Annotated in this window: 21 protein-coding genes and 1 tRNA gene; 10 read left to right on the top strand and 12 right to left on the bottom strand. The window is 59.1% G+C overall.

From position 1 onward, the window contains the following. Positions 1 to 374: 374 nt before the first annotated feature. Positions 375 to 1496, bottom strand: coding sequence for a porin (locus tag J1W56_RS23625; protein WP_223615729.1), 1122 nt, complete (start codon positions 1494 to 1496; stop codon positions 375 to 377). 886 nt (positions 1497 to 2382) lie between these two features. Here J1W56_RS23625 and J1W56_RS23630 point away from each other — a divergent pair. Then, on the top strand, positions 2383 to 2961 hold the full coding sequence (locus J1W56_RS23630) for an isochorismatase family protein (protein WP_223615730.1): 579 nt from the start codon (positions 2383 to 2385) through the stop codon (positions 2959 to 2961). A gap of 45 nt (positions 2962 to 3006) precedes the next feature. Here J1W56_RS23630 and J1W56_RS23635 read toward each other — a convergent pair whose 3' ends face one another. Beyond that, entirely contained in the window at positions 3007 to 3336 is a 330-nt protein-coding gene (locus J1W56_RS23635; RefSeq protein ID WP_223615731.1) for a VanZ family protein, read from the bottom strand. Positions 3337 to 3778: 442 nt separating this feature from the next. Further along, positions 3779 to 3967 (bottom strand): hypothetical protein, encoded by a 189-nt coding sequence (locus J1W56_RS23640; RefSeq protein ID WP_223615732.1) that lies wholly within the window; start codon positions 3965 to 3967, stop codon positions 3779 to 3781. A 172-nt stretch (positions 3968 to 4139) separates the two neighbouring features. On the opposite strand from J1W56_RS23640, the gene J1W56_RS23645 reads away from it, so the two are divergent. The 3 genes from J1W56_RS23645 (at position 4140) to J1W56_RS23655 (ending at position 7454) form a co-directional block, all read left to right on the top strand. After that, on the top strand, positions 4140 to 5117 hold the full coding sequence (locus J1W56_RS23645; RefSeq protein ID WP_223615733.1) for a LysR substrate-binding domain-containing protein: 978 nt from the start codon (positions 4140 to 4142) through the stop codon (positions 5115 to 5117). Between the two features lie 210 nt (positions 5118 to 5327). After that, on the top strand, positions 5328 to 6182 hold the full coding sequence (locus J1W56_RS23650) for a heparin lyase I family protein (RefSeq protein ID WP_223615734.1): 855 nt from the start codon (positions 5328 to 5330) through the stop codon (positions 6180 to 6182). Positions 6183 to 6311: 129 nt separating this feature from the next. Next, entirely contained in the window at positions 6312 to 7454 is a 1143-nt protein-coding gene (locus J1W56_RS23655) for a GGDEF domain-containing protein (RefSeq protein ID WP_223615735.1), read from the top strand. An 82-nt stretch (positions 7455 to 7536) separates the two neighbouring features. On the opposite strand, the gene J1W56_RS23660 is transcribed toward J1W56_RS23655, so the two are convergent. Then, positions 7537 to 7914, bottom strand: coding sequence for a VOC family protein (locus J1W56_RS23660; RefSeq protein WP_223615736.1), 378 nt, complete (start codon positions 7912 to 7914; stop codon positions 7537 to 7539). Next, entirely contained in the window at positions 7899 to 8480 is a 582-nt protein-coding gene (locus tag J1W56_RS23665; RefSeq protein WP_223615737.1) for a cysteine hydrolase family protein, read from the bottom strand. The genes J1W56_RS23660 and J1W56_RS23665 overlap by 16 nt, the downstream gene beginning before the upstream one ends. A 209-nt stretch (positions 8481 to 8689) precedes the next feature. On the opposite strand from J1W56_RS23665, the gene J1W56_RS23670 reads away from it, so the two are divergent. Then, positions 8690 to 8766, top strand: a tRNA-Pro gene (locus J1W56_RS23670). Between the two features lie 88 nt (positions 8767 to 8854). Here the strand turns inward: J1W56_RS23670 and hutC are convergent. After that, a complete protein-coding gene (hutC, locus tag J1W56_RS23675; RefSeq protein ID WP_223615738.1) occupies positions 8855 to 9610 on the bottom strand; it encodes a histidine utilization repressor in 756 nt (251 codons plus the stop codon). Between the two features lie 193 nt (positions 9611 to 9803). Here hutC and J1W56_RS23680 point away from each other — a divergent pair, with 193 nt between their 5' ends. The 4 genes from J1W56_RS23680 (at position 9804) to J1W56_RS23695 (ending at position 13021) form a co-directional block, all read left to right on the top strand. Next, positions 9804 to 10643 (top strand): transporter substrate-binding domain-containing protein, encoded by an 840-nt coding sequence (locus J1W56_RS23680; protein WP_223615739.1) that lies wholly within the window; start codon positions 9804 to 9806, stop codon positions 10641 to 10643. Positions 10644 to 10776: 133 nt separating this feature from the next. Further along, positions 10777 to 11499: an ABC transporter permease gene (locus tag J1W56_RS23685; protein ID WP_223615740.1), complete on the top strand. Its 723-nt coding sequence runs from the start codon at positions 10777 to 10779 to the stop codon at positions 11497 to 11499. A 9-nt stretch (positions 11500 to 11508) separates the two neighbouring features. Next, a complete protein-coding gene (locus tag J1W56_RS23690; protein ID WP_223615741.1) occupies positions 11509 to 12207 on the top strand; it encodes an ABC transporter permease in 699 nt (232 codons plus the stop codon). 13 nt (positions 12208 to 12220) lie between these two features. Further along, entirely contained in the window at positions 12221 to 13021 is an 801-nt protein-coding gene (locus J1W56_RS23695; RefSeq protein WP_223615742.1) for an ABC transporter ATP-binding protein, read from the top strand. On the opposite strand, the gene J1W56_RS23700 is transcribed toward J1W56_RS23695, so the two are convergent. From J1W56_RS23700 to J1W56_RS23720, 5 genes are all read right to left on the bottom strand, one after another. Continuing rightward, positions 12999 to 13211 carry a hypothetical protein gene (locus tag J1W56_RS23700; protein ID WP_223615743.1) on the bottom strand — a complete coding sequence of 71 codons (213 nt, stop codon included), beginning with the start codon at positions 13209 to 13211 and terminating at the stop codon, positions 12999 to 13001. The two genes, J1W56_RS23695 and J1W56_RS23700, sit on opposite strands and share 23 nt — an antisense overlap. A gap of 308 nt (positions 13212 to 13519) precedes the next feature. After that, a complete protein-coding gene (locus J1W56_RS23705; protein WP_404928777.1) occupies positions 13520 to 14779 on the bottom strand; it encodes an O-antigen ligase family protein in 1260 nt (419 codons plus the stop codon). Next, positions 14776 to 16320 (bottom strand): undecaprenyl-phosphate glucose phosphotransferase, encoded by a 1545-nt coding sequence (locus J1W56_RS23710; RefSeq protein WP_223615744.1) that lies wholly within the window; start codon positions 16318 to 16320, stop codon positions 14776 to 14778. Before J1W56_RS23710 ends, J1W56_RS23705 begins: the two co-directional genes overlap by 4 nt. Before the next feature lie 89 nt (positions 16321 to 16409). After that, positions 16410 to 17546: a glycosyltransferase family 4 protein gene (locus tag J1W56_RS23715; RefSeq protein WP_223615745.1), complete on the bottom strand. Its 1137-nt coding sequence runs from the start codon at positions 17544 to 17546 to the stop codon at positions 16410 to 16412. A 9-nt stretch (positions 17547 to 17555) separates the two neighbouring features. Further along, positions 17556 to 18077, bottom strand: a complete 522-nt coding sequence (locus J1W56_RS23720; protein ID WP_223615777.1) for a polysaccharide biosynthesis/export family protein — start codon at positions 18075 to 18077, stop codon at positions 17556 to 17558. Between the two features lie 232 nt (positions 18078 to 18309). Here J1W56_RS23720 and J1W56_RS23725 point away from each other — a divergent pair, with 232 nt between their 5' ends. Then, complete coding sequence (locus J1W56_RS23725; protein ID WP_223615746.1) at positions 18310 to 20535, top strand: GumC family protein; 2226 nt, start codon at positions 18310 to 18312, stop codon at positions 20533 to 20535. A 6-nt stretch (positions 20536 to 20541) separates the two neighbouring features. Here the strand turns inward: J1W56_RS23725 and J1W56_RS23730 are convergent, their stop codons facing one another. Further along, positions 20542 to 21672 carry a GNAT family N-acetyltransferase gene (locus J1W56_RS23730; RefSeq protein WP_223615747.1) on the bottom strand — a complete coding sequence of 377 codons (1131 nt, stop codon included), beginning with the start codon at positions 21670 to 21672 and terminating at the stop codon, positions 20542 to 20544. Between the last annotated feature and the right edge of the window lie 65 nt (positions 21673 to 21737).

The raw sequence follows: 21737 nt of genomic DNA on the forward strand, positions 1-21737 counted from the left end.
TGCCGTTTACACCCGGTGCGACGGTTTCGCCTGGTACGCCAGCAAGATAATCACAATGACTGCAAGCAAGAAATCAAGATCACGCATATCCGTAACCTCCTGCATTCCAGGGCGGAATATAGCGGGAAACGCGCCGGTTTCCAAATCACAACATGTCGATCCGGCCGGCGTGCAGCGCGCGCAACGCTGCACATGTAAAAAACGGTGAGCCGCGAAGCCCACCGTTTCAAAAAAATGACGTGACTGGAGATCTCATCATCGCAGTTCAGCAATGCAGTCCTTCTCCATTGCCAAACACAATTCATATGTTTGTTGGGCCAAGGCCTGAGTATCCGGGGACGGGCCCCGGATACATCTTCAAATCCTGTTAAGGATTAGAAGTTGCGCTGGAAGCGGATCATGCCACCGAATGCATCGTCGTTGCCGCCGTTGGCAATCGATACATCCTTACGATGACCGTCGAACTTGGTGTAGCTGATTTCTGGCGTAACTGTGAAGCCAGGAACGAGCTCGTAAGCAACGTTCAAAGTACCAGCAACGGTGCCTTCGGATTCGTATGCAACCTGTGCATTGACAGTTGCCTTATCTGTAACCTTGGCAGACAGACCACCCCAAACAGCCCAGTCGCCTTCCCAGCGGCCGAACCAGTTCAGGCTGCGTGCATGCGCGTAGTTATCGTCGAAGTTCGACTGATAGCCACCCATGACGAATGCCTTGACAGTGTCGGTGAACTTGACGTCCAAACGAACCTTACCGGCCCATTCTTCGATAACCGAGTCATAACCAGCAACAGCCGAGATACCGCCCCAACCCTGCTCGTACTTCACACCGCCGACTACATGCGGCATGTAATCGTTGATGCGGTAGTCGTGCGAAACGCCGTCGTTGTCGGATTCGGATTCGCCCTGTTCAGCACCGATCATGGCCGAGAAGCCATTGCCAGCTGCGAACGTGTAGCTAACCTGGTTGGATGTGCCGGACTGATAGTTGATCACGTCGTCGTTGATGACGCTACCGGCATAACCGGTGAACGAACCGAACAGTTCGTCAGCAACACCGATGCGGAAACCGCCGAGTTCGATGAACGCGTTAGGAATCAGGCCACCGCTGTTGGAACCGTTCGTGTAGTTGAAACGTGTTTCAATGTACGAACGCAGTGTGCCGAGTTCTGTTTCCGAACGGGCGTCGAAACGAACTGTGGCGCGTGTGCGCTTGTAATAGGTGTCTTCGTTGAGGCCGTCGGAGCCCTTGATGCCGCTGACATGGCCGCCGGTGTATACGCTGTCGCCGCCCTTGGCGTCGTAACGGACATAGCCGCCGATCTTCAGGCAGGTCTCGGTGCCAGGAATGTAGAAGAAGCCCTTGCCGTATGCATCGCAAACGCGAACGTATTCGACAGCTTCAGGTTCGGCGACGACAACTGCGTCAGCAGCGCGCGCGCCAGTTACTGCAACCAGAGCTGCAGCGGAGCCGAGTAGCAGGCTCTTAATGTTCATTGTTGCTCTCCATGAGATTGGTAGTGACAATTCGGTATTCTGCGACTTTGGTCGTAGAGTCAAATGTCAAATTACAAATCTTTAATGCCGGGAGCGATGGGATTTTTATTGTTGCGGATTTGCAACTATAAGTTAACACAGGGTTAATATCAAGTATAATCAGTATGAATACTTTAAAGTATAAGCATATCATGCTATTGTAACAAAATTGTGATAGGGCTTGTAAATATTATCAGGTTTTCGCTTGGTATTTCCGTCAGCTGCGTGGCGTCCGGCGGTCTGGTGGATATGCTGTTTCCCGTGCCTGACCGCCCGGCATGAGTCTAGAGGCGGCCACGTCCGTTCGTGGCAGCGGGTGAGACGTCAATCAGCCCGCCCGACCCTATCCTTAAGTTGATAGCAGTCGCGCCTTGCCCTTGCGGGCAGCTTGGTTGTGGCTGATTCTGAGCGCAATTGATACGCCATTCAACAATGGCTGCAGCCAGCCGCAACGCGCGCATGGGTGAAAGCCACATCCGAAATCCGGATTATCTGTGCGCTGTCAGAAGTTTAATTCTCGCCTTTCGTCGTATACGCCTGACGAGCGCCGGCACATCGACCGTGCAATCCTGAAAATTCATCTCGGCAGCGCGACTCCGCTCCTCCGCCTGAACGATGATTTTTTCCTTGCAGCTCTGTCGTCCCAGAAACTTAATTCTTGTTCGCATGTTCCACACCCCTCATGTCTTATGACTTTTTTTGAGAGACCTAATATATGCAATGATTCCGGGTGGTTTGGAATATATCCGGTGTTCAAATGCCGGGCTGGCCGTACACGAAACAGTGAATAAACCTCGGCGCGGGACTATCGTATCGGTTGGCGCTGCGGACGGAGGAGGGTGGAGACTTGGCGTTTACAAAAGATGAGATAACTGCCCACGCCCTGGTGATCGTCGATGTGCAAAATGCCTTCATTACGGGAGCCGAAGCCGTCCCGGATTGCGTCCAGCTTCAGGGTGCGGTGAAAAGGCTTCTCGAGAATGCGCGCGCGGCCAAGGTGCCTGTTGTCTTCCTGCAGAATGACGGTCCTGCCGGCGCGGTTGACGCGCCGAATACCGATGGCTGGCAATTGTTCTTTCCGCCGGAGGCGCGCGAAACGGTGATCCGCAAGTCCAGAGATAATGGCTTCGATGGCACCGGGCTCGAGAATATGCTCCGGGCGCAGGGCGTCCGGTCGATGGCGATCTGCGGCATGCTGTCGGAAATGTGCCTGGCGGCGACGGCGCGAGCTGCGCTGGAAAAGGGATTTGCGGTGATCCTTTCCCATGATGGCCACGCAACCTACGATGTGCCGGTTGGTCCGGGCAATTCAGAGGCTGTTCCCGCACGGTTGGCGGCGCGGGCGGCAGAATGGTCGCTGGGCGACGATATTATCCTTTTGGCCGCTGCGGGCGATATCCGCTTCCAGACGGCCCGCCGCAGGTAAAATGCTTCCGGGGCTTGCCGTTGGCTAATGGCAGGGCGAATCCCCTTAGCGCAAAAGGCGCAGGAAGAGCGTGCTTGCGGCAACCCCGAAGGTTCCGCCGGCCGCCTTCACCACGGCATCGAGCAGCCGGGCATGCCGGGTTGGGGCAAGCATCTGCGCCAGCTCGAAACCGAAAGCCGCGCCAACCACCAAAACCAGGATGAGCAGCCACCGCCGCGGATAGGCCGCCGCAAAGACGAAGCCAAGCACGGCAAAAGCTGCAAAGCGCTCGACATTGACCGGCAAGCCGCTCTCCGGCCGCAGGCTGATGGGGTCGACCGTGATGAAAAGTATGGCTGCGAACAGCAGCCAGGCGGCGATTTGAATGAGCTTCATGCATACCCCATAGCGCATTCAACGCCTGGTTCCAATCCGTCACAATCTGCAATTTAGGGTAAAGCCGGATGTCGGCGTGCGGGCGGCGCAAACTTCATGTTGCGCGGTACCCGTATCCTTCGGGTGAGGCCCGGCAAGGGGCATCGGGGGGTGATGAGATGCCGAGCCTCCGTTGCCCGAAGGTGACAACGTGCGGGTGATAACACGAGAACCTGAGCAGAAGATTATCCGAACCTGAGGCGAAACTGAGATGCAGTCCGGCCACGGGGACAGCATGTCTGCCGGCGCGCGGATGCGCCCGTGGCGAGGCCCAGTGCAGTGCCAGGCGAAGGCAGGCACTGCACTGGACCCCATGCTTGGGTTGCTCAAGCGACGCTCACTTGCCAAAGGCGTTTGTCACAATCAAGCCGTCATGTTTCCCGCTTCGTCCCATGCCGTTCATTCAGCTGCGGTAATGGACCCGGTACCTGTCTTCGACCGGCTGTCCAACCGTTGCCTTGACCCCCAGGACGAAATGGATCGAGATGATCTTGTCGGCCTCTACACCCGCTTCAGACAGTGCGGCATTCAGTGCCTTGATCGTGGCCGCGACTTCCATCTCCTTGACCGGTATCTGCTCGTTCGTTGTCATCATTCGTTCCTTTACACAACGGGAAATGCCTTGGCCCTTACCGGGCCTGGCTCGTTTGCCCCGGGCGCTGCTCATGCGCGCCCTGTCAGGCATGTCCGATATACCGCGCTGATATACATTGGCATAATATAAGAATTGTCATATTCTAATAGGCATAGACTATGAGTAGTTCATGCTTGCCGTGCGATGGGCCAATCGCGTGAAGGTGACTCAACCATTGGCCTGTATCGAAAGAAGTATGATCGTCATGACGTTGTCCGGCCTGTCGCTTCGCGATCTGGAATATGCCATTGCGGTTGCGGATCTGGGCAGCTTCGGCAAGGCCGCCGAACAGTGCCGGGTTGCGCAGCCTTCGCTTTCCGTACAGGTGAGCAAGCTTGAGACCCGGCTGAAGACGGTGATTTTCGAACGCACGACGCGGCGGGTCATCGTCACGCCGCAGGGCCACGAACTCCTTGACCAGATGCGCCGTGTGGTACTGGAGGCGCGCCGGCTGCTGGATCTGTCCGTCCGCTCCGCGGAGGCCTTCGGCGGCACGTTGCGCTTGTCGGCAATCGCCACGCTTGGCCCCTATTATTTCCCGCGCATTCTCCAGAGCTTGCGCGCGCACTATCCGGCGCTTGCCTTCGTGCTGGGTGAAGGGCGCACCGACGACCTCGTCACGGCTCTGCTGCGCGGTGACCTCGATGCCGTGCTCATGTCGACACCGTCCGGAGAGCCGGGCTTGAGCGAAATCCCGTTGTTTCACGAACCGTTCGTGATGGCCTGTCCCGAGGGACATGCGGCAACGCTGGCTGGCGGTGCCGGATGGAAAGATCTGTCTGCCCATGAGCGATTGCTGCTGGAGGAGGGGCATTGCCTGCGGGATCAGGCCATTGCCGCCTGTGCGGAGATCGACACCACCAACCGGCACGCGACCAGTCTGGAGACCCTGAAATATATGGTGGCTGCAGGCGAGGGATGTACCCTGCTGCCCGTCCTTGCGGTGAGTGACGTTCATGGGCTGCACTACCTGCCGCTGCAGGGCAGCGGATATGCGCGCACCATTGTCCTGGCCTGGCGGCGCAGCGATCCCCGGACAGAGGATTTTGAACAGCTCGGCGCCAATCTGCGCCGGTTTCAACATCCGGCGATCCGCACATTTGCCTGAGCAAGGACAAGCGTCATAGGCAAACTGCCGGCGCCTGGCCACTCGGCCCAGGCAATGTAAAGTTTTATACAGGTTTACACTTCTGTGTCATGTTGCCATTGGGATTGCGGCTTATGACCAGGGGGAATGAGAGGATATGGGGCAGGGGGAGTTCGTTTCGTGAACGCACGTCTTTCGTGGATAGCTTGTGTTTTCTTCAGCCTAAGCTTGATGGTTGTGGGGTCAGTCACAGCGCAGGAGGCGGCTCCGGCTCTGTCAGGTGACCTTGCCGAGCTGTGCGCACCCGATCCGCAGCATCCCCCAAGCCTATGGAAGATCAGCAAGAAATTGGATCAGGGGGCATGGCGGTCGCGTCTGTCCTGTGATTCCGGCGCTGCCCCTTCGTCCGGGCCGGTGTTGCGTCTCTCCGTGCATCCGGGCGATGCCGTTGAAAAAGAGTCCGACGAAAAATCGACGGAACGTGTGGAAATCCAGATGCGAAAGGAGGTCGTCAAGTTCGATGCGCCGACCTGGTACCGTTTTCGGTTCCGTCTTGAACGTCCCTGGCAGGGCATTGGCAACCGGACAGTCATTCATCAGGTAAAACAGAACATCCAGGCGCGTGACGAGAAGCCGCAAGGGGCGTGTCCCGCCGCCAATCCCCTCTTCAAGGTCGAGGCCCGCCCGTCGGCCACGGGGGCGGATTTCCTGGTCAAGGTGCGCGGAACCAGCGACTGCAATCTCGGGGAATCCACAATAATATGCGGTCCATGGCACCTGGACCTGGACCACTGGAATGATGTGAAGGTCATGATCAAGCCCAGTCTGAAGGAGGGGGCAAGCCAGGTGCAGGTCTGGCTCAACGGGCGCGGTTGCGATCCGTATACAGGGCTTCTCGGCTATCCCGATCATGGTGTCCGCGATGATTCCGGCCGCCCGTTTATCGACGTCCAGCCGCGCTTTGGCATTTATCGTGATGCCCTGCCGGACAATGTGCAATCGATCGATTTCACGGGTATTCGGTTTTGGTCCGCAAATCCGGCAGGCGATCCCTCGTGGTCGGAAAATCCGTTGCCGATGCGATGATGCCCGGTCATCAACACCGCTGTTCACATCTTAAGGCATTTCTAACTATCCGGTTCGGAACTATCACGGGATTCTCTAATTCTTGACGACTCTTCGCTACGCATCTCGCCGACAGCGGAGCAGGTGCCTATGCGCGAGGATATTTCAGGATTCAGTGTACCGAGATGGCGGCTGACACGCTGGCTGGCCGATGCTGGATCCAATGTGCCTGGCTATATTCGATCGGAATTGATTGCGAGCCTGTTCGGAACACTACCGATTTTTGCCGGCGGCGTTATCAATACAATTCTGGTATCGGCATTCATCGCATACCGGATACCTCGACCGGAATTCATCTTCTGGCTGGGATGTGAATTGTTGATTTGCGGCATGAGGCTCGTGGTGCTGCTCATCAGCCACAGGAATGCCAAAGCGGGTAAAGCCACGCCTACCGACATTTACATTCTGCTGGCTCTAGCCTGGTCAGGCGCCGTCGGTTACGGCTGTTTCATCAGCATGATGAGCGGGGATTGGGTGGTGGCAACGCTCGCCTGCCTATCCGCCGGCGCCATGGTGGGGGGCATCTGCTTTCGCAATTTTGGCGCGCCGCGTCTTGCCTCGGTCATGATCATCTTGAGCCTTGGACCTGCTTGCCTCGGCGGTGCGATGTCCGGCGAGCCGATCTTATACGTCACGCTTTTGCAAATTCCGCTTTATCTCATCAGCATGGCCATGGCCTCGCACAAGCTCAACGCGATGCTGATTGCGACAAAGCTGGCTGAACGCGAAAATGAGCGCCGGGCAAATGAAGATGCGCTGACGGGCCTGCTGAACCGCACGGGCCTGCTGGCACACATCAATGATCGTTTGTCGGCGCTGCAGCAGGATCAGACAGGCTTTGCCGTGCTTTACCTCGATCTGGATGGCTTCAAACTCGTCAACGATCAATATGGCCACGCAAGCGGCGATGAGGTGCTGTTTGAAGTGTCGAGGCGGATTTTAGCCAATCTCGGGCCCGAAGACGCAGCGGCCCGTATTGGCGGTGATGAGTTTGTTGTTGTGAAAGCGGGCGGCGACGATCAGGACCTTACGGCGTTTGCGGCGTCAATCTCTGAAAACATAGGCGAGCGCATCCGCTTGAACGTCGGCAGCAGCGTGGAAGTGGGGTCCAGCATGGGAATTGCCCTTGCTCCGCGGCACGGAAGTGCAGCCGGCGTTTTATTGGATAAGGCCGACAAAGCTTTGTATCAGGCAAAAGCTGCGGGAAAGAACAGGCACGCGATCGCGCTTTAGGTCCAGCTGAATATGGCATATCCCCTGTCCATTTTGAGACGGGCGAGGACCTTAGCGCGCCCTGTCTTTCCGTGGTCGTCCCTCAGGCCTCGGGTTCGTGGCAAACCATTTCGATGTTGTGCCCGTCCGGATCAATGACGAAGGCCGCATAGTAGTTCGCATGGTAGCGCGGGCGCAGACCCGGCGCGCCATTGTCTTTGCCGCCCGCGGCCAGAGCCGCCCGATGGAAAGCTTCGACCTGCTGGCGATTCCCGGCCGTGAACGCCAGGTGAAGATGCGCCGGCTTCTCCTCGGTCTGGTAGAGGCACAGGGAGGCCTTGCCCTTTGGGCTGAGCTCGACACCCTGCGCCGGTGTCGTCCCCTCTGCGACGACAGCGATACCGAGCGGTTCGAGTGCCTTGAGGTAGAACGCCTTGCTGGCTGCATAGTCGCTTACGCCGAATTTCACATGGTCAAACATGGTTTCTCCTGAAGTGTGTGGCCCTGGGCGCGTCCGCCGAACCCGGACCGAAACAGGGCGTTGTGTGCATCCTGATCCGGATCATAGCAGCAGTCCTCGACCAGACGCACATCGTAGTCCGCGTCGCTGGCCCAGGCGACGCTTGAAAGAACGACGCCGGTCGTGCTTATCCCGGCCATGACAAGGGTGCTTACACCGCGCGTCCGAAGATCGGCATCGAGCGATGTGCCGTGAAAAACGCTGGCTCGCGGACATGCATAGAAAAGGTCACCCGTTTGGATCGCAAGCCCCGCAACGGGGCGGCCGGTGCGAAAATGTCCGGACGATATATAGGGCGAGATCTGGCGGTTGCTTGCCGGCGGTGCGTGTTCATACGCTTCGCCCAGTGAAAAGTTGGGGAACAGCACCGGCCGGCCGGTGGCGCGCCAGCGCCTGATCAGAGTGTTGCACCGATCCAGCAAGGGCGACGGCTGCTCCCCGAACAGGATTGCAAACACGTCGGCTTGATAGTGCATAATGACGAGGGCCGCTCTCTCGATATAGCGGCCCTGGAAATCGATCAACATGACAGTCCTCCAAAATGAAATCCGAATTCCGCATTCGAATCATCCCGTTTCGCCCGGCGAGTATGAGGTAAGGGTGGGGAACGTAAAGAAATCCGTGGGACGATCCGTGCCGAAAACGCCCACGCCGTGCATTTGTGTGCAGTTTGTTCTTTTTCTTCCAAATCGGCTATTGCCAAAAAAACCCCAGTATTCTAGGGGTTCGGCACCGGCGGAGCGTAGCGCAGCCCGGTAGCGCACTTGACTGGGGGTCAAGGGGTCGTCGGTTCGAATCCGGCCGCTCCGACCATTTATCCCGCCAGATCATTCATTGGCTGGATAGATCGGTTATCAAAAAGCCAGACCTTGGGTCTGGCTTTTTTGCTTGGTAAAGTGCGTCAAAGCTTGTCCGGCGTGGCACCCGTCCGCGATTCCAGCCGGTAGCGATTGCCGGGATAGACCAGATGGACCAGCGAGACCACGGTATCGCCCGACCAGGTGCGGCGGCGGATGGCAAGGCATGGCTCGTTGCGTGCAATGCCGAGCAGCTTGCGGTCGCGTGCCGACGGCATGGCAGCCTCGACGATATGTTCCGATCCGCTGAGGGGGGCAATCGCGCTGAGATAGGCGTTGGGCGTGCGCGCCGTAAAATCCTGGGCCAGATAATCGGGAGCCGCGCGCGGATTGACGAAACGATCCTCGATCTGCACGGCGATGCCGTTTTCCCGGTGCACGATCACCGAGTGAAAGACGGGTGCGCCGGATGGCAGTTCAAGCGCATCAGCGACGGCACAGGCGGCGCTTTCCTGATTGAGGCGAACCACCGATGCACTATGGACATGGCCGCGCTCGATGATTTCATCGGCGATGTTGCGCACTTCGAACAGCGTTGAATGGCCCTTGCGCGCCGCGACAAACGAGCCGACGCCGCGGATGCGCACCAGCTCACCCTCATTGGCAAGCTCGCGCAGGGCGCGGTTGGCGGTCATCTTGCTGACGCCCAATCCGGCCACCAGCTCGTTCTCCGAGGGGACGCGATGCTCGGGCGGCCATTCGCCGCTGTGAATGCGGCCGAGGATCATCCGTTTCACATGGGCATAAAGCGGCGCACCATAACGTGTGGCGGGTTGCTTCTTGAGCATGGCATCGGTCATCGCAGGCCCTTCATTGCTCATTCCTTGTGCAGGATCAGAATTTGCCTCGCTGTGCGACTTTCCCTCTTGCGCGGCACAGGGGATGTCATAAGGTACCATATACAACTTGCCAAAAGACAAAAGCTCAAAAGCCACCGCAGTGTGGCACGGGAACACGGGTTCAACACTTGCCAACCTCAAGAGGAGAAGGCTGATGAAACTACACAAGCTCCTGCTGTCGGGTGCGATGGCGCTTTCCGCGCTGTCCATGTCTGCGGCCCATGCGAAGGACTGGAAGACAGTCACGATCACGCTGGAGGGCGCCTATGCACCCTGGAATGTCACCAATCCGGACGGGACGCTGGGCGGCTTCGAGCCGGAACTGGCCGCACATATGTGTGCCGAGATGAAGATCGAGTGCAAACTGGTGGCTTCCGATTGGGATGGCATGATTCCGGCGCTCAACGCCGGCAAGTTCGATGTCATCATGGATGCGCTGTCGATCACCGACGAGCGCAAGCAGGTCATCGATTTCACGATCCCCTATGCCAATACCCATGCGGGTTTCGCCACCCAGAAGGACAGCCCGCTAGCCAATGCGGCCGGAACCGGTTCGGTTCTCAAGCTCACGCCGGGGCAGACCGGCGTTGCCGAAATTGAGGCGATGAAGACAGCCTTCAAGGGCAAGACCATCGGCATCCAGGCGGCGACCGTCTATGCCAAGTTCATCTATGACAATTTCGGCAGCATCGCCACCGTGCGCGAATACAAGACCGGCGCGGAGCGCGATCTCGATCTGGAGTCCGGCCGTATTGATCTTGCCTTCGACGATGCCGTGTATTTCGGCACGACATTCGAAAAGGCCAACGGCGCGCTGGTTTTCACCGGCCCCGAATTCGGCGGTACGATCTTCGGCATCGGCGAGGGACTGGGCATCCGCAAGGCCGACACGGATCTGAAGGCCATGTTCGACAAGGCCATCACCGCCGCCCTGGCGGATGGTACGGTCAAGACCCTGTCGATGAAGTGGTTCAAGACCGACGTCAGCCCGTGACTATCGCCGCGAGGCGGTAACGCCCTCTGGATGAATGGGGCATTGTCAGAAAGGCGCGGCATTTGCAGCATCTGACAATGCCCGCCTATACTCTGAAAAACCGGATCAACCGGGCGGAGCGGGAACACGGCGCATGTGGATAATCGAGGTGCTCGGATTTGGACAGCAGGGCTGGGGCGGGCTGCTTATCGCCGGTGCGCTGATGACCCTGTGCGTAACCATCGTCGCCCTGCTGCTCGGCGCTGTTCTCGGCACCATGGTTGCCTGGGCGAAACTGTCGGGAAACAGGGTTCTGAGCGCGCTCGGAAACACCTATACGACCGTGTTTCGCGGTGTTCCTGAACTTCTGATCATCTATCTCATCTATTTCGGCGGATCGGGCGCCGTCACCGCCATCGGGCGCTATCTCGGCTATGAAGGCTTTCTTGGCCTGCCGTCCTTTGCCGCGGGCGCGCTGGCGGTCGGCATCATCTCCGGCGCCTATCAGGCGGAGGTTTATCGCGGCGCTTTTCTGGCCATTCCCAAGGGAGAACTGGAGGCTGCAGAGGCCATCGGCATGCATCGCGGCCTGCGCTTTCGCCGCATCATCGCGCCGCAGGTGCTGCGTTTTGCCATTCCCGGTATCGGCAATGTCTGGCAGCTGAGCCTGAAGGACTCGGCGCTGGTTTCGGTGACCGGGCTGGCGGATCTGATGCGCACGAGCCAGGTCGCCGCCGGATCGACCCGGCAATATTTCCTGTTCTTCATTGCCGGCGGCTGTCTCTATCTCGTTCTGACCAGCCTGTCGGACCGGCTGTTCAACCGGGCGGAGCGGCGTGCCAACCGCTCCATGCCGTCGTCCCTCGGTCACGCCTGAGGAGCGGTCATGGATTTTGTCTTCATTTTCCAGACCATGAAAACCCTGCTGGCAGCGGTGCCGATGACGCTGGCGCTGTTTTTCCTCTCGATCTTCTTCGGCGGTTTGCTGGCCTTGCTGATCGTGTGGATGCGTGTCGCCAAAAACCCGATCCTCCGCAATTTTGCCAAGGGTTACATTTTCGTGTTCCGCGGCTCGCCGCTGCTGATCCAGATGTTTCTGGTGTTTTACGGCCTCGGTCAGTTCGGCTTCATCCGCTACAGCTTTCTCTGGCCGTTCCTGCGCGAACCCTTTGTCTGCGCCGTGCTTTCGCTGGCGCTGTGCACGGCCGGTTATACCGCCGAGATATTTCGCGGCGGTCTGCGGGCCGTTTCCGTCAAGGAGATCGAGGCCGCGCGCTCCATCGGCATGTCGGGTTTTCTGCTCGTCCGGCGGATCATCGGACCGATCGCCTTCCGCCATGCGCTTCCCGCCTATTCCACTGAAATCGTCATGATGGTCAAATCGACCGCGCTTGCCAGCCTCGTGACGGTATGGGAGGTCACGGGCGTGGCACAGCGTCTCATTTCGCAGACCTACCGCACCATGGAAGTGTTTTTGTGCGCGGCGGCGATCTATCTCATCCTCAATTTCCTGATCCTGCAGGCCATGGCGCTGCTGGAACACCGGCTTTCCCAGCATCGGCGCGCTGTTCCGCGTTTGCCGTAAGGAACCTTGTATTATGGTGCATGAACATTCCGCCGATCCCGCCGCAGCAACCGTCAACCGGCTTTCCGTGCGCAATATCCGCAAGAAATTCGGTTCACTGGAAGTCCTGCGCGGGATTTCGCTCGAAGCCCATGACGGCGACGTCATTTCCATTCTGGGGTCGAGCGGTTCGGGCAAATCGACGTTCCTGCGCTGCATCAATCTTCTCGAAATTGCCGATGAAGGCGAGATCTGGGTGGATGGCGAACATATCAACATGGTCAGGAAGCACGGCAGGAATGTCCCTGCGAGTTCGAAGCAGGTGGACCATATCCGCGCGGAACTGGGGATGGTGTTCCAGTCGTTCAATCTGTGGTCGCATATGACCATCCTGCAAAACCTGATCGAAGGCCCCGTTCACGTGCTCAAACGCCCCCGGGCGGAATGTATCGCAGAGGCGGAAGCGCTTCTGGAAAAGGTGGGGATCGCGGAAAAGCGCCATGCCTATCCGGCCCATCTGTCCGGCGGTCAGCAGCAGCGGGCAGCCATTGCCCGCTCCCTGGCGATGAAACCGAAGGTCATGCTGTTTGACGAGCCCACATCGGCGCTCGATCCCGAACTGGTCGGTGAAGTGCTGCGGGTGATGCGCTCGCTGGCGGAGGAGGGGATGACGATGCTCGTCGTGACCCATGAAATGAATTTTGCGCGGGATGTTTCCAACCGCGTCGTGTTCATGCGCGAAGGGCTGATCGATTGCGACGGTTCGCCGGCGGAGATGTTCAGCGGCGCAACGTCGCCCGCATTTCGCCAGTTTATCGGTAATTTCCGGGGGTAGGGCGGATTCTGCCCTTGGCGGTTTTCCGCCGGACGAGTACAGCATTCACGGCAAATCGGGCTATCGCTTGGGCATCCCGGTTGCCGATAATGAATGCGGCACGGACAAAACGCTCCAGAATTTTCCGTTCCGGATCGTTGTCATCCTCGATTTTCAACGTCCTTGCCGCCCCGTCCAGCGCCTGCTGCATGAGTTCGCCGTCGGCCGTTGAATAATTCGGATTATCGGTATCTAAAAACGTCAATGACCATTTCCACCCATTATTTTTATGTGTTGGATGCAACCGGTAGTTTATAAATTCTACTTGTATTAGAAGCTTGATTTAATCGCCTGATGCTGCGTAGAAATTGCGTCTTTCTCAAGGTAACGCACGGAGGTGACATTGGAAATCTATTATAAGTGATTATCCGGCTGTTGTTCCGAAGTGCCTATTTACGCTAAATATGTAACTGGAATTCATAGGAAAAATGCGCTCGGGTAAAGCCTGTCGCGACGGCTTCACACCCTTGCTTCAGAAGCGGCGGGCGCCGGGGAATATCGGGCTTCCAGCGCGACGCAGCCCCAGATGATACCCACAAGAATGTAGAAATGGCGCCAGTGATCGGTATCGATGACATTGCCGATGGCCACATGCGAGAGATAGGTGAGATAGGCACATAGCAGGAAGGGCTGCCAGGGCCTGTCGCGAAACAGGATGCGCAGGCCAAGACCCAGCGTCAGCATGGTCAGGGTCAGGTAGCTGACGAAGCCGATCCAGCCATAATCAAGCGCCGCCTTCAGCCAGATATTGTGGGTATCCTCGCCATAGATGGGCCCGAACTCCAGCGGTCCGATCCCGAGGGGATGATCGACCGACATCAGCAGGCCATACCAGTGGCGGGCGAAGCGTCCGAACTGGGCATTGTCGTAATCCTGCACCAGTTGGGCGCGCGCAAAGAACAGTTCCGACACACTGGGAATCTGCAGCGCGATGACGATGGCGACGAGAAGAATCGCGACCGCCAGGCCGGCAAGCAGGATGATTCTGATGCGGAAGAGGCGGCTCGGGCTGCGGATGAACAGCGCCAGGGCAAGGCCCGCAATCACCAGCACGGCCATGCCCCATGCGGCACGGGAAAACGACAGGAAAACGCCGAGGGTGAGGATGAGCGTGGGCACGAGGCGCAGCGGCAGGGTCCGCAGATCGCCCACCAGTATGCCATGCACCAGCCAGGCAATCGGCAGGATCAGGAAGGGGCCGAAGACGTTGGGATCCTTGAAGGCGCCCATGGCGCGGCCATAGCGCGTAAAAACCTCCGCCCCCGGGAAGGCGTCGAAATAGCCGAGAATCCCCAGCATCGTCGTGCAGACCGCCGCGATCACATAGCCGTTGAAGATCGCCCGCAGAATGCGGTGGTTGCCTTCTATGATCGCAGCGAAGAATACGGACGTGAGCGCCAGAAACAGCGACACGGCCATATACATCGGTGCGGTCTTCAGATCGGCCATCTGCGCCACCGACAGCCAGCCGCCGAGATTGAACAGCACAAGCGTTGCGAGAAGAACCACCACGCTGCGCGAGAAGCGCAGGCCGAAGAGTGCCCAGCCCACGATCAGGGTAGCCATGTACAACTCGTAGGGCGCGGGTTCGTTGATGACGAACCCGCTGAGGAACACGCCGAACCCGACAGCCGTCATCGAAAACATCCGGATCAGCGCACGGTTGCCGGCGGCCCTGCCGACATGGGCTGAATCAGTGGGATCGGCGGCGGCGCTCAATAGGCGTTGTCCGTGTTGAGCAGGCGGACCGGTGTCAGGAACAGGATTTTCAGATCGAACCACAATGACCAGTTTTCAATGTAGTAGAGATCGAACTCCGTCCGCATCTTGATCTTGTCTTCCGTATCGATTTCACCGCGCCAGCCATTGATCTGAGCCCACCCCGTCACACCCGGCTTGACCCGGTGGCGGGCGAAATAGCCGTCCACGACCTCATTGTAGAGCAGATTGTGGGTATGGGCCGATATGGCGTGCGGCCGGGGCCCGACCAGCGAAAGCGTTCCCATCAGGGAATTGAAAAACTGCGGCAATTCGTCGACGGATGTCTTGCGGATGATGCGTCCGACCTTCGTGACGCGCGGGTCGTTCTTCACCACCGCATTGCGCGCCGTCGGATCGCACATTTCCGTATACATGGAACGGAACTTCCAGACCTCGATGATTTCATTGTTGAAGCCGTGCCGCCGCTGCTTGAAAATGACCGAGCCCTTGCTCTCCAGCCGGATGGCGAGGGCGGTCGCCAGCATGATCGGGCTGAAGACAATGATGCCGAACAGGCTGAAGACGATATCGAATGCCCGTTTCGCCACGGAATCCCAGTCATTGATGGGCTTGTCGAACAGATCGATCATGGCGATCGAGCCGATATAGGAATAGGCGCGCGGGCGGAACTGCAAATGATTGTTGTGGGCCGACAACCGGATATCCACCGGCAGGACCCAGAGCTTCTTGAGAAGCGCCAGAACGCGCTCTTCCGCCGTGATCGGCAGCGAGACAATGAGCATGTCGATATGCGCGATGCGCGCAAACTCGATCAACTCGGAAATATTGCCCAGCTTGGGATAACCCGCGACGACGGGCGGGGAACGCTTGGCATCCCGGTCATCGAAGACGCCGCAGATGCGGATATCGTTGTAGGGCTGCTGCTCGATCGAGCGGATCAGGTCCTCGGCCGGCTTGCCGCCACCGACAATCACGGCGCGGCGTTCCATCTTGCCGTTGCGGGCCCAGCGGCGGATAAGCCGCGACATGATCACGCGAAAGGCAATGAACAGGATCAGCCCGGAGACATACCAGGTACCCAGCCAGACCCGCGAATAGGCCTCGGAAATCTTGAGGAAAAAGGCGGCCAGCGCCATCAGCGCAAAGGTGCCGGACCACGCCATCAGCAGGCGGCCGAATCGGGTGAACGGATTGCGCATCACCGCAAGCTGGTAACTGTCCGTGAGTTCCAGGACGAGCACGCCGACAATGGCGGTCACAAGAACGGCGGAGAAATAACTGAAGATTGCCCCCCGCTGCGGGCCGACATACATCAGAAAGACCGTCATGCCGGTCAACAGGATAATCAGGAATTCCACGATGCGCATGATGCCGCTGATCATGACGGGTGAATTGCTGTTGCGCGCATATTGCGAGGCAATCTGGTAGGCGACAGGGCTGAGTTTGACCTTTTCCGCCGGTTTGGACGACCCGGCATCGGCCGCAAGATCGCGCACGGCATCCCGCGAGAACCTGTTTTCCCCTTTTCTGTCTTTCATACTGCACCTTGAAGAGTTCGATTGATCCGTCATATCACGGATGAGCTAAGGAATGCTTGCCTGAAAAATGCATGCGGACGGGGTTCGGCCTATTCATTCAGCGCGGCAAAATATTCCGTCTCGAGCTGCGCCGCCATGCTGTCGGCGCTGAAGCGTTGCCTGATCTGATCGGGACCGGGAAGGGCAGCCAGATAGGCGGCGGGATCGCCGAGAACGGCGACCATCTTGCGGGCAAGCTCCTGCGCATCCGGTTGCACCAGGGCGACGGAATTCTCACCCACTATCTCAGGAATGCCGCCGACACGGCTGACGATGACGGGCCGGCCGGCGGCCAGCGCTTCCAGGACAATGTAGGGCAGGGCTTCGGCGCGGGAGGGAATGACCACAATCCGGGCAAGACGAAACGCTGTGCGCGCCTGCATGGGCGGCAGGAACCTGATCTGCGCGTGCATGCCCGTCGCTTCAGCCTGCCGGACAAGCGGATCGCGCTCGCCGCCATCGCCAACCATGATGGCGGTCGGCGCCTGTCCGCCCATGGTGCTCACGCCTGCCAGGGCGTCGATAAAAATATCAGGCCCTTTCAGGCTGCGCAGTTCGCCGATGAACAGGAAATCCGCGGCATCCTTGTCCGGCCGGACGGGTTCAAAATCAGCATCCGCCAGACCGTTATAGATCAGCGCGGATTTGCAGCGCGGCGCGCCGACCTTGGTGATGTATGTGTCACGCTCGAAAGCGGAGACAAAGATGATCCGGTCGGTCATCCCTTCCATGAAGCGCTCGATGCGAAAAATCACGCGGCCGGCCGTGGTGGCCGGGCTGTAGTGCAGGCTGCCGCCATGCGGAGAGTAAAACCGCGCAACGCGCTTTCCCGAAAGCCGCAGCAGCGAGCCGAACAGTCTGGCATAGGTGCCGCCCTTGGCGCCGTGTCCATGCAGGATATCCGGCTGCATTGCCTTGAGCGTCTTGCGGGTGCGCACGGCCGCCATCACATCGCCGGGGCCGATCTGCCGCTGCATGGCAATGCGTTTCATCCCCAATGCCAGCTTGTCCCGCATCTGTGCCAGCAGAGCCTCTTCGAAATCCCCGCCGGTCGAGGCGTCGCAGACAACGCCGACCTGATGTCCTGCCTTTATCTGCGCATCAATGAGATCGCGCACGTGCCGGAATATTCCCCCGACAGGTGCGCGAAAGCAGTGAACAATACGAAGGGATCGGCTGTCGCTCATCTCCCGCGATCAGAAGAAGCGCTCGCGCACATAGACGGTATCGCCGGGCAGGACGGGATCGGAAATCGTCACGCGGCCGGTGAGGATTTCACCGTTGAGCTGGCGGGTGATGTCGACATCCCCCTGATTGGCCCGGGCGCTGAAACCGCCGGCAGCGGCAATCGCCTTCTGGGCGGTCATTCCCGGCACGTAGGAATACTGACCGGCGGCGCCGACTTCGCCCATGACGAAGATCGGCCGGTAGCGGTCGACTTCCACGGCGACATCAGGATCACGCAAATAGCCCTTGCGCAGCTTGGCGGCCACGGCGGCTTCGATCTGCTGGATTGTCTTGCCGCGGGCAGGCACGCTGCCGATGAGCGGCACCGAGATATAACCGGCCTGATCAACGCTGTAGGTATTGGTCAAGCCTTCCTGTTCGAACACGGTCAGGCGCACCCGGTCACCCGCATCGAGCAGGTAGGGTTTGTTGATGGCGTCGTGAAATGCCGCAGGGGCAGGGCGATAACTGGCGCAGCCGCCGAGTGTCATCGACACAACGCTGATCGCGACCAGAAAGATTTGCTTGCTGAACACCGTAAATACCCTTGCAACAATGGCGACGAATTCGCTCGACTCTGAGCGGGATTATCAGTTCATTAGGGTTAATGGCTGGTAAACTGCGCGTGCACTTTTGTTGCGCTGTCTGCTTTATAGTCCGGATATTTTAACCCGCTGGTTACCATGGGTCTTTACCATTGCGGCATTCAAAGTGGAGTGGGGAATGCCTCGGGCTGGCTCTGTCGATAGTGACGTGGATATTGACGTTGGTGCGCTGTTTGCCAGTTTATGGCGCAACAGGGTGCGCGTTTTGCTGGGCGCCATTCTGCTGACGCTGGCGGCGTTCCTGGTTCTTTCGCTTATTTCGCCCAAATACCGCGCGGAAACACGCATTCTCATCGAGACGCGCGAATCCGTGTTTACCCGCCCCAGCGGCGAGCAGGGTGACGACCGGCCGATTCTCGATCAGGAGGGAATCAAGAGCCAGGTGGAACTCATCGGTTCGTCCGACCTGTTGAAGCGGGTGATCGCAAAACTCGACCTGGGCAACAATGCTGAACTCGCTGCTGGTGCCGATCCGTCAGCGCTGACGCGTATCCTGGCCAAGCTTGGCCTGGCGGCCGATCCCGATGCCACGGCGCGCGATGATTATATCCTGCAGGCCGTGCGCGATCGCCTCGTGGTCTACAGCGTTCAGAATTCGCGCGTCATCGTCATCCAGTTTTCCTCGAAGGACCCGACGCTGTCCGCCGCGGTGCCAAATGCCATCGCGGATGAATATGTGGCAACGCAACAGGCGTCGAAATCCCAGTCGAATGCCGATGCCACCGGCTGGCTCGAACCTGAAATTGCCGATCTGAGCAAGCGGGTGAAGGATGCCGAAGCCAAGGTTGCCGCCTATCGCAGCTCGTCTGACCTGCTGATCGGCCAGAACAATGCGGTTTTGGCCACGCAGCAGCTGTCCGAACTGTCATCGGAACTGTCGCGCGTGCGCGCCAGCAAGGCGGCCAGTGAAGCCAAAGCGACGGGTATTCGCACAGCGCTCGCCAAGGGTGCCCCGGTGGAAACCCTGCCTGATGTGATGGCGTCGCCGCTGATCCAGCGGCTGCGCGAACGTCAGGTTCAGCTCAACAACGACATTGCCGATCTGTCCGCGTCCCTGCTCAGCGGCCACCCGCGCATCAAGGCATTGCGGTCACAGCTGGCCGATCTCGATCAGCAGATCAGGCTGGAGGCCCGCAAGGTGCTTGCCAGCCTTGAAAACGAGGCGGAAACGTCCCGTCTGCGTGAATCCGAACTGACGCGCACCCTCAACGGTTTGAAGGCGCAATCATCCAAGGCAGGCGAAGAAGAAGTGGAATTGCGCGCACTGGAGCGCGAGGCGACGGCGCAACGCCAGCTGCTCGAATCATACCTGACGCGCTACCGCGAGGCTTCCTCACGCACGGATCGCGGCTATCTGCCTGCCGATGTCCGGATTTTCTCCCGTGCGGACAAGCCGGTCGAGCCGTATTTCCCCAAGGTTTTCCCGATGACCGCTGCGGCCTTTGTCGCCTCGCTGCTGGTCCTGAGCATCGGCACGCTGCTCAGCGCCTTGTTCAGCGGCCGGGCCCTGCGTCCTGCGCACACGGCCGTTGCAGATGTTGGTGTGGTGGAACCCAAGGTGGTCGCTCCCCCGACAATCGTGGCAGCGGCTGTGCCTCCGGTTGAAAACAGCAAGCCCCTGCATGCGGAGCCGTCGCCGGTTGCCACACCGGTATTCACGGCGCCATCCGTTGCAGCCCCGGTTCTGGCTGCCGCGCCATCCGCAGAAAGTCCCGATCACCATGCGGATCATTCGGGTGTTGCCGGCGTTGCCGACCGCCTGATGGCAAGCGGCGCCGCCCGCGCGGTTATCGTGTCGCCGGAAGGGGACGAGGCCTCCGCGCTGACCATATTGCTGGTGCGGGAGCTTGCCGATCGCGGCGTGCGGGTCGTTCTGATCGATATGACCGGATCGGGTGAAATCGGCCGTTCCATGCTGGATGGCCAGAATCTCGCGGGGATGACCGACCTTTTGGCCAATGAGCGGTCATTCAGCGAAGTCATCCACGCCGATCATTATTCGCAGGCGGAACTCATTCCCCTCGGCATCCATGACCCCGTCAAGGCCATGCAGTCCATCGGGCGCCTGCCGATGATTCTCAATGCCTTGCAGTCCGCCTATGATCTGGTGGTCATCGACAGCGGACCGGCCACGGCGGCCGAGCTGAAGCACATTGTCGACGATGGTTCCGAACTCGTGCTGAGCCTGGTCGATCCTGAAGACCGTGGCGTCAAGGCGATATCCATGGCGCTGTTTGACGGCGAGTTCATCAAGCCCGAGCTTCTCACCCCGTTCAAGGATGGCTCGCTTGAGCTGGACGACGGGTTGATCGTCCGCGCCGCTGCCACGAGCCATCGCCACTGAGACTGTTCAGGCGCGGCCAAAGAGCCGGGACCGCAGTTTTTTCACCGCGGTCCACAGGTGGTCATTTCTCTTGACGGCACGCACGAGATTGCCGCGGGCGGCGCGGTAGGCGGCACAGGCGCGGCCCTTGGCCGTCAGGCTGTGCTGCGTGTCATGGAGCAGCGTTTCGACATCGCACCAGTTCCGCTTGTACGGCTCGTCGCCGACCCCGAAACTATAGGAGGCAAGGTCGGCGTTGCAACTGTCCTGAATGTCTTCGAAAAACAGGAACTCACCCGGACTGGCATTGCTCATGTCATCGTCGGCAATGCCGATGAAGTCGATGAAGGTCTGCGTTCCCGCCCGGGATTTGCCGAGGACCGCCCGATAACGCCCGGCGACCTCGACGGCTTTGAGCTGGAACAAGGGCTGTTCCTTCGCCGCGTGCCGGGCAAACAGCTGCTGGAAGAAACGCTGAATTTCCTCGGGTTCAAAGGTATTCCTGATCCCGGATCTGGCGAACTTTTCCGCCTTGTTTGCAAGGTAGCTCTCAAGCATGGCATCGGCCTCGCTTGGCACTGTTGCCGTGACAATGCGATACCCGCCGGCCTCCGCAAACTTGCCGATGCTGTTGCGGTGTTTTTTCTTCTTGCGCTTGGCGTTGTGGCGCTCGAGAACCGTCTGAAAATTGCGGTCCAGCGTGATCGCCAGACTGATATTGGCATTTTCCCGGTTCGGCAGTTGCAGCAGCGGGTTGGCGCAACCGTCGAGCAGCGGAAGCTGCCGTTCCAGCGTGACGAGGTCGATGTCCGGCCGCGACTGGTGCAGGGCCTCGAAGAGCCGGTTCAGGTCGCCGGGGCTGACGGCATGCGCGGGGGACACAACGGGGAAATTGCAGTTGGCATGCGGCCCGCCGGGGTAGGCGGCGACCCTGAAGGGGCCGGACCGGCTGATCGCCAGCGGCAGAACGAAGACCGGTATTTCTCCGGCGCAGAGGCAGGCGATCAGGCAATCCGCATTGACATTCGACTGCCACAGGGAAACCCAATCTTCGGACTGTGCCGGGCCGCAGACATGGTTCTGCGGCAGGGATCGCCAGATTGTTGCGATTTCACCGGGTGCCGCAATGATTCTTGGATCGAGATGGGGTAAAGGCATGGCGGGTTCCAGTGAAAGCGGTGTTGCGTCAAATACCATGCCGTTGATCAACGATATATAAACAC

The sequence above is a fragment of the Phyllobacterium calauticae genome, assembly GCF_019991125.1.
In the GTDB taxonomy this organism is placed as follows: domain Bacteria; phylum Pseudomonadota; class Alphaproteobacteria; order Rhizobiales; family Rhizobiaceae; genus Phyllobacterium; species Phyllobacterium calauticae.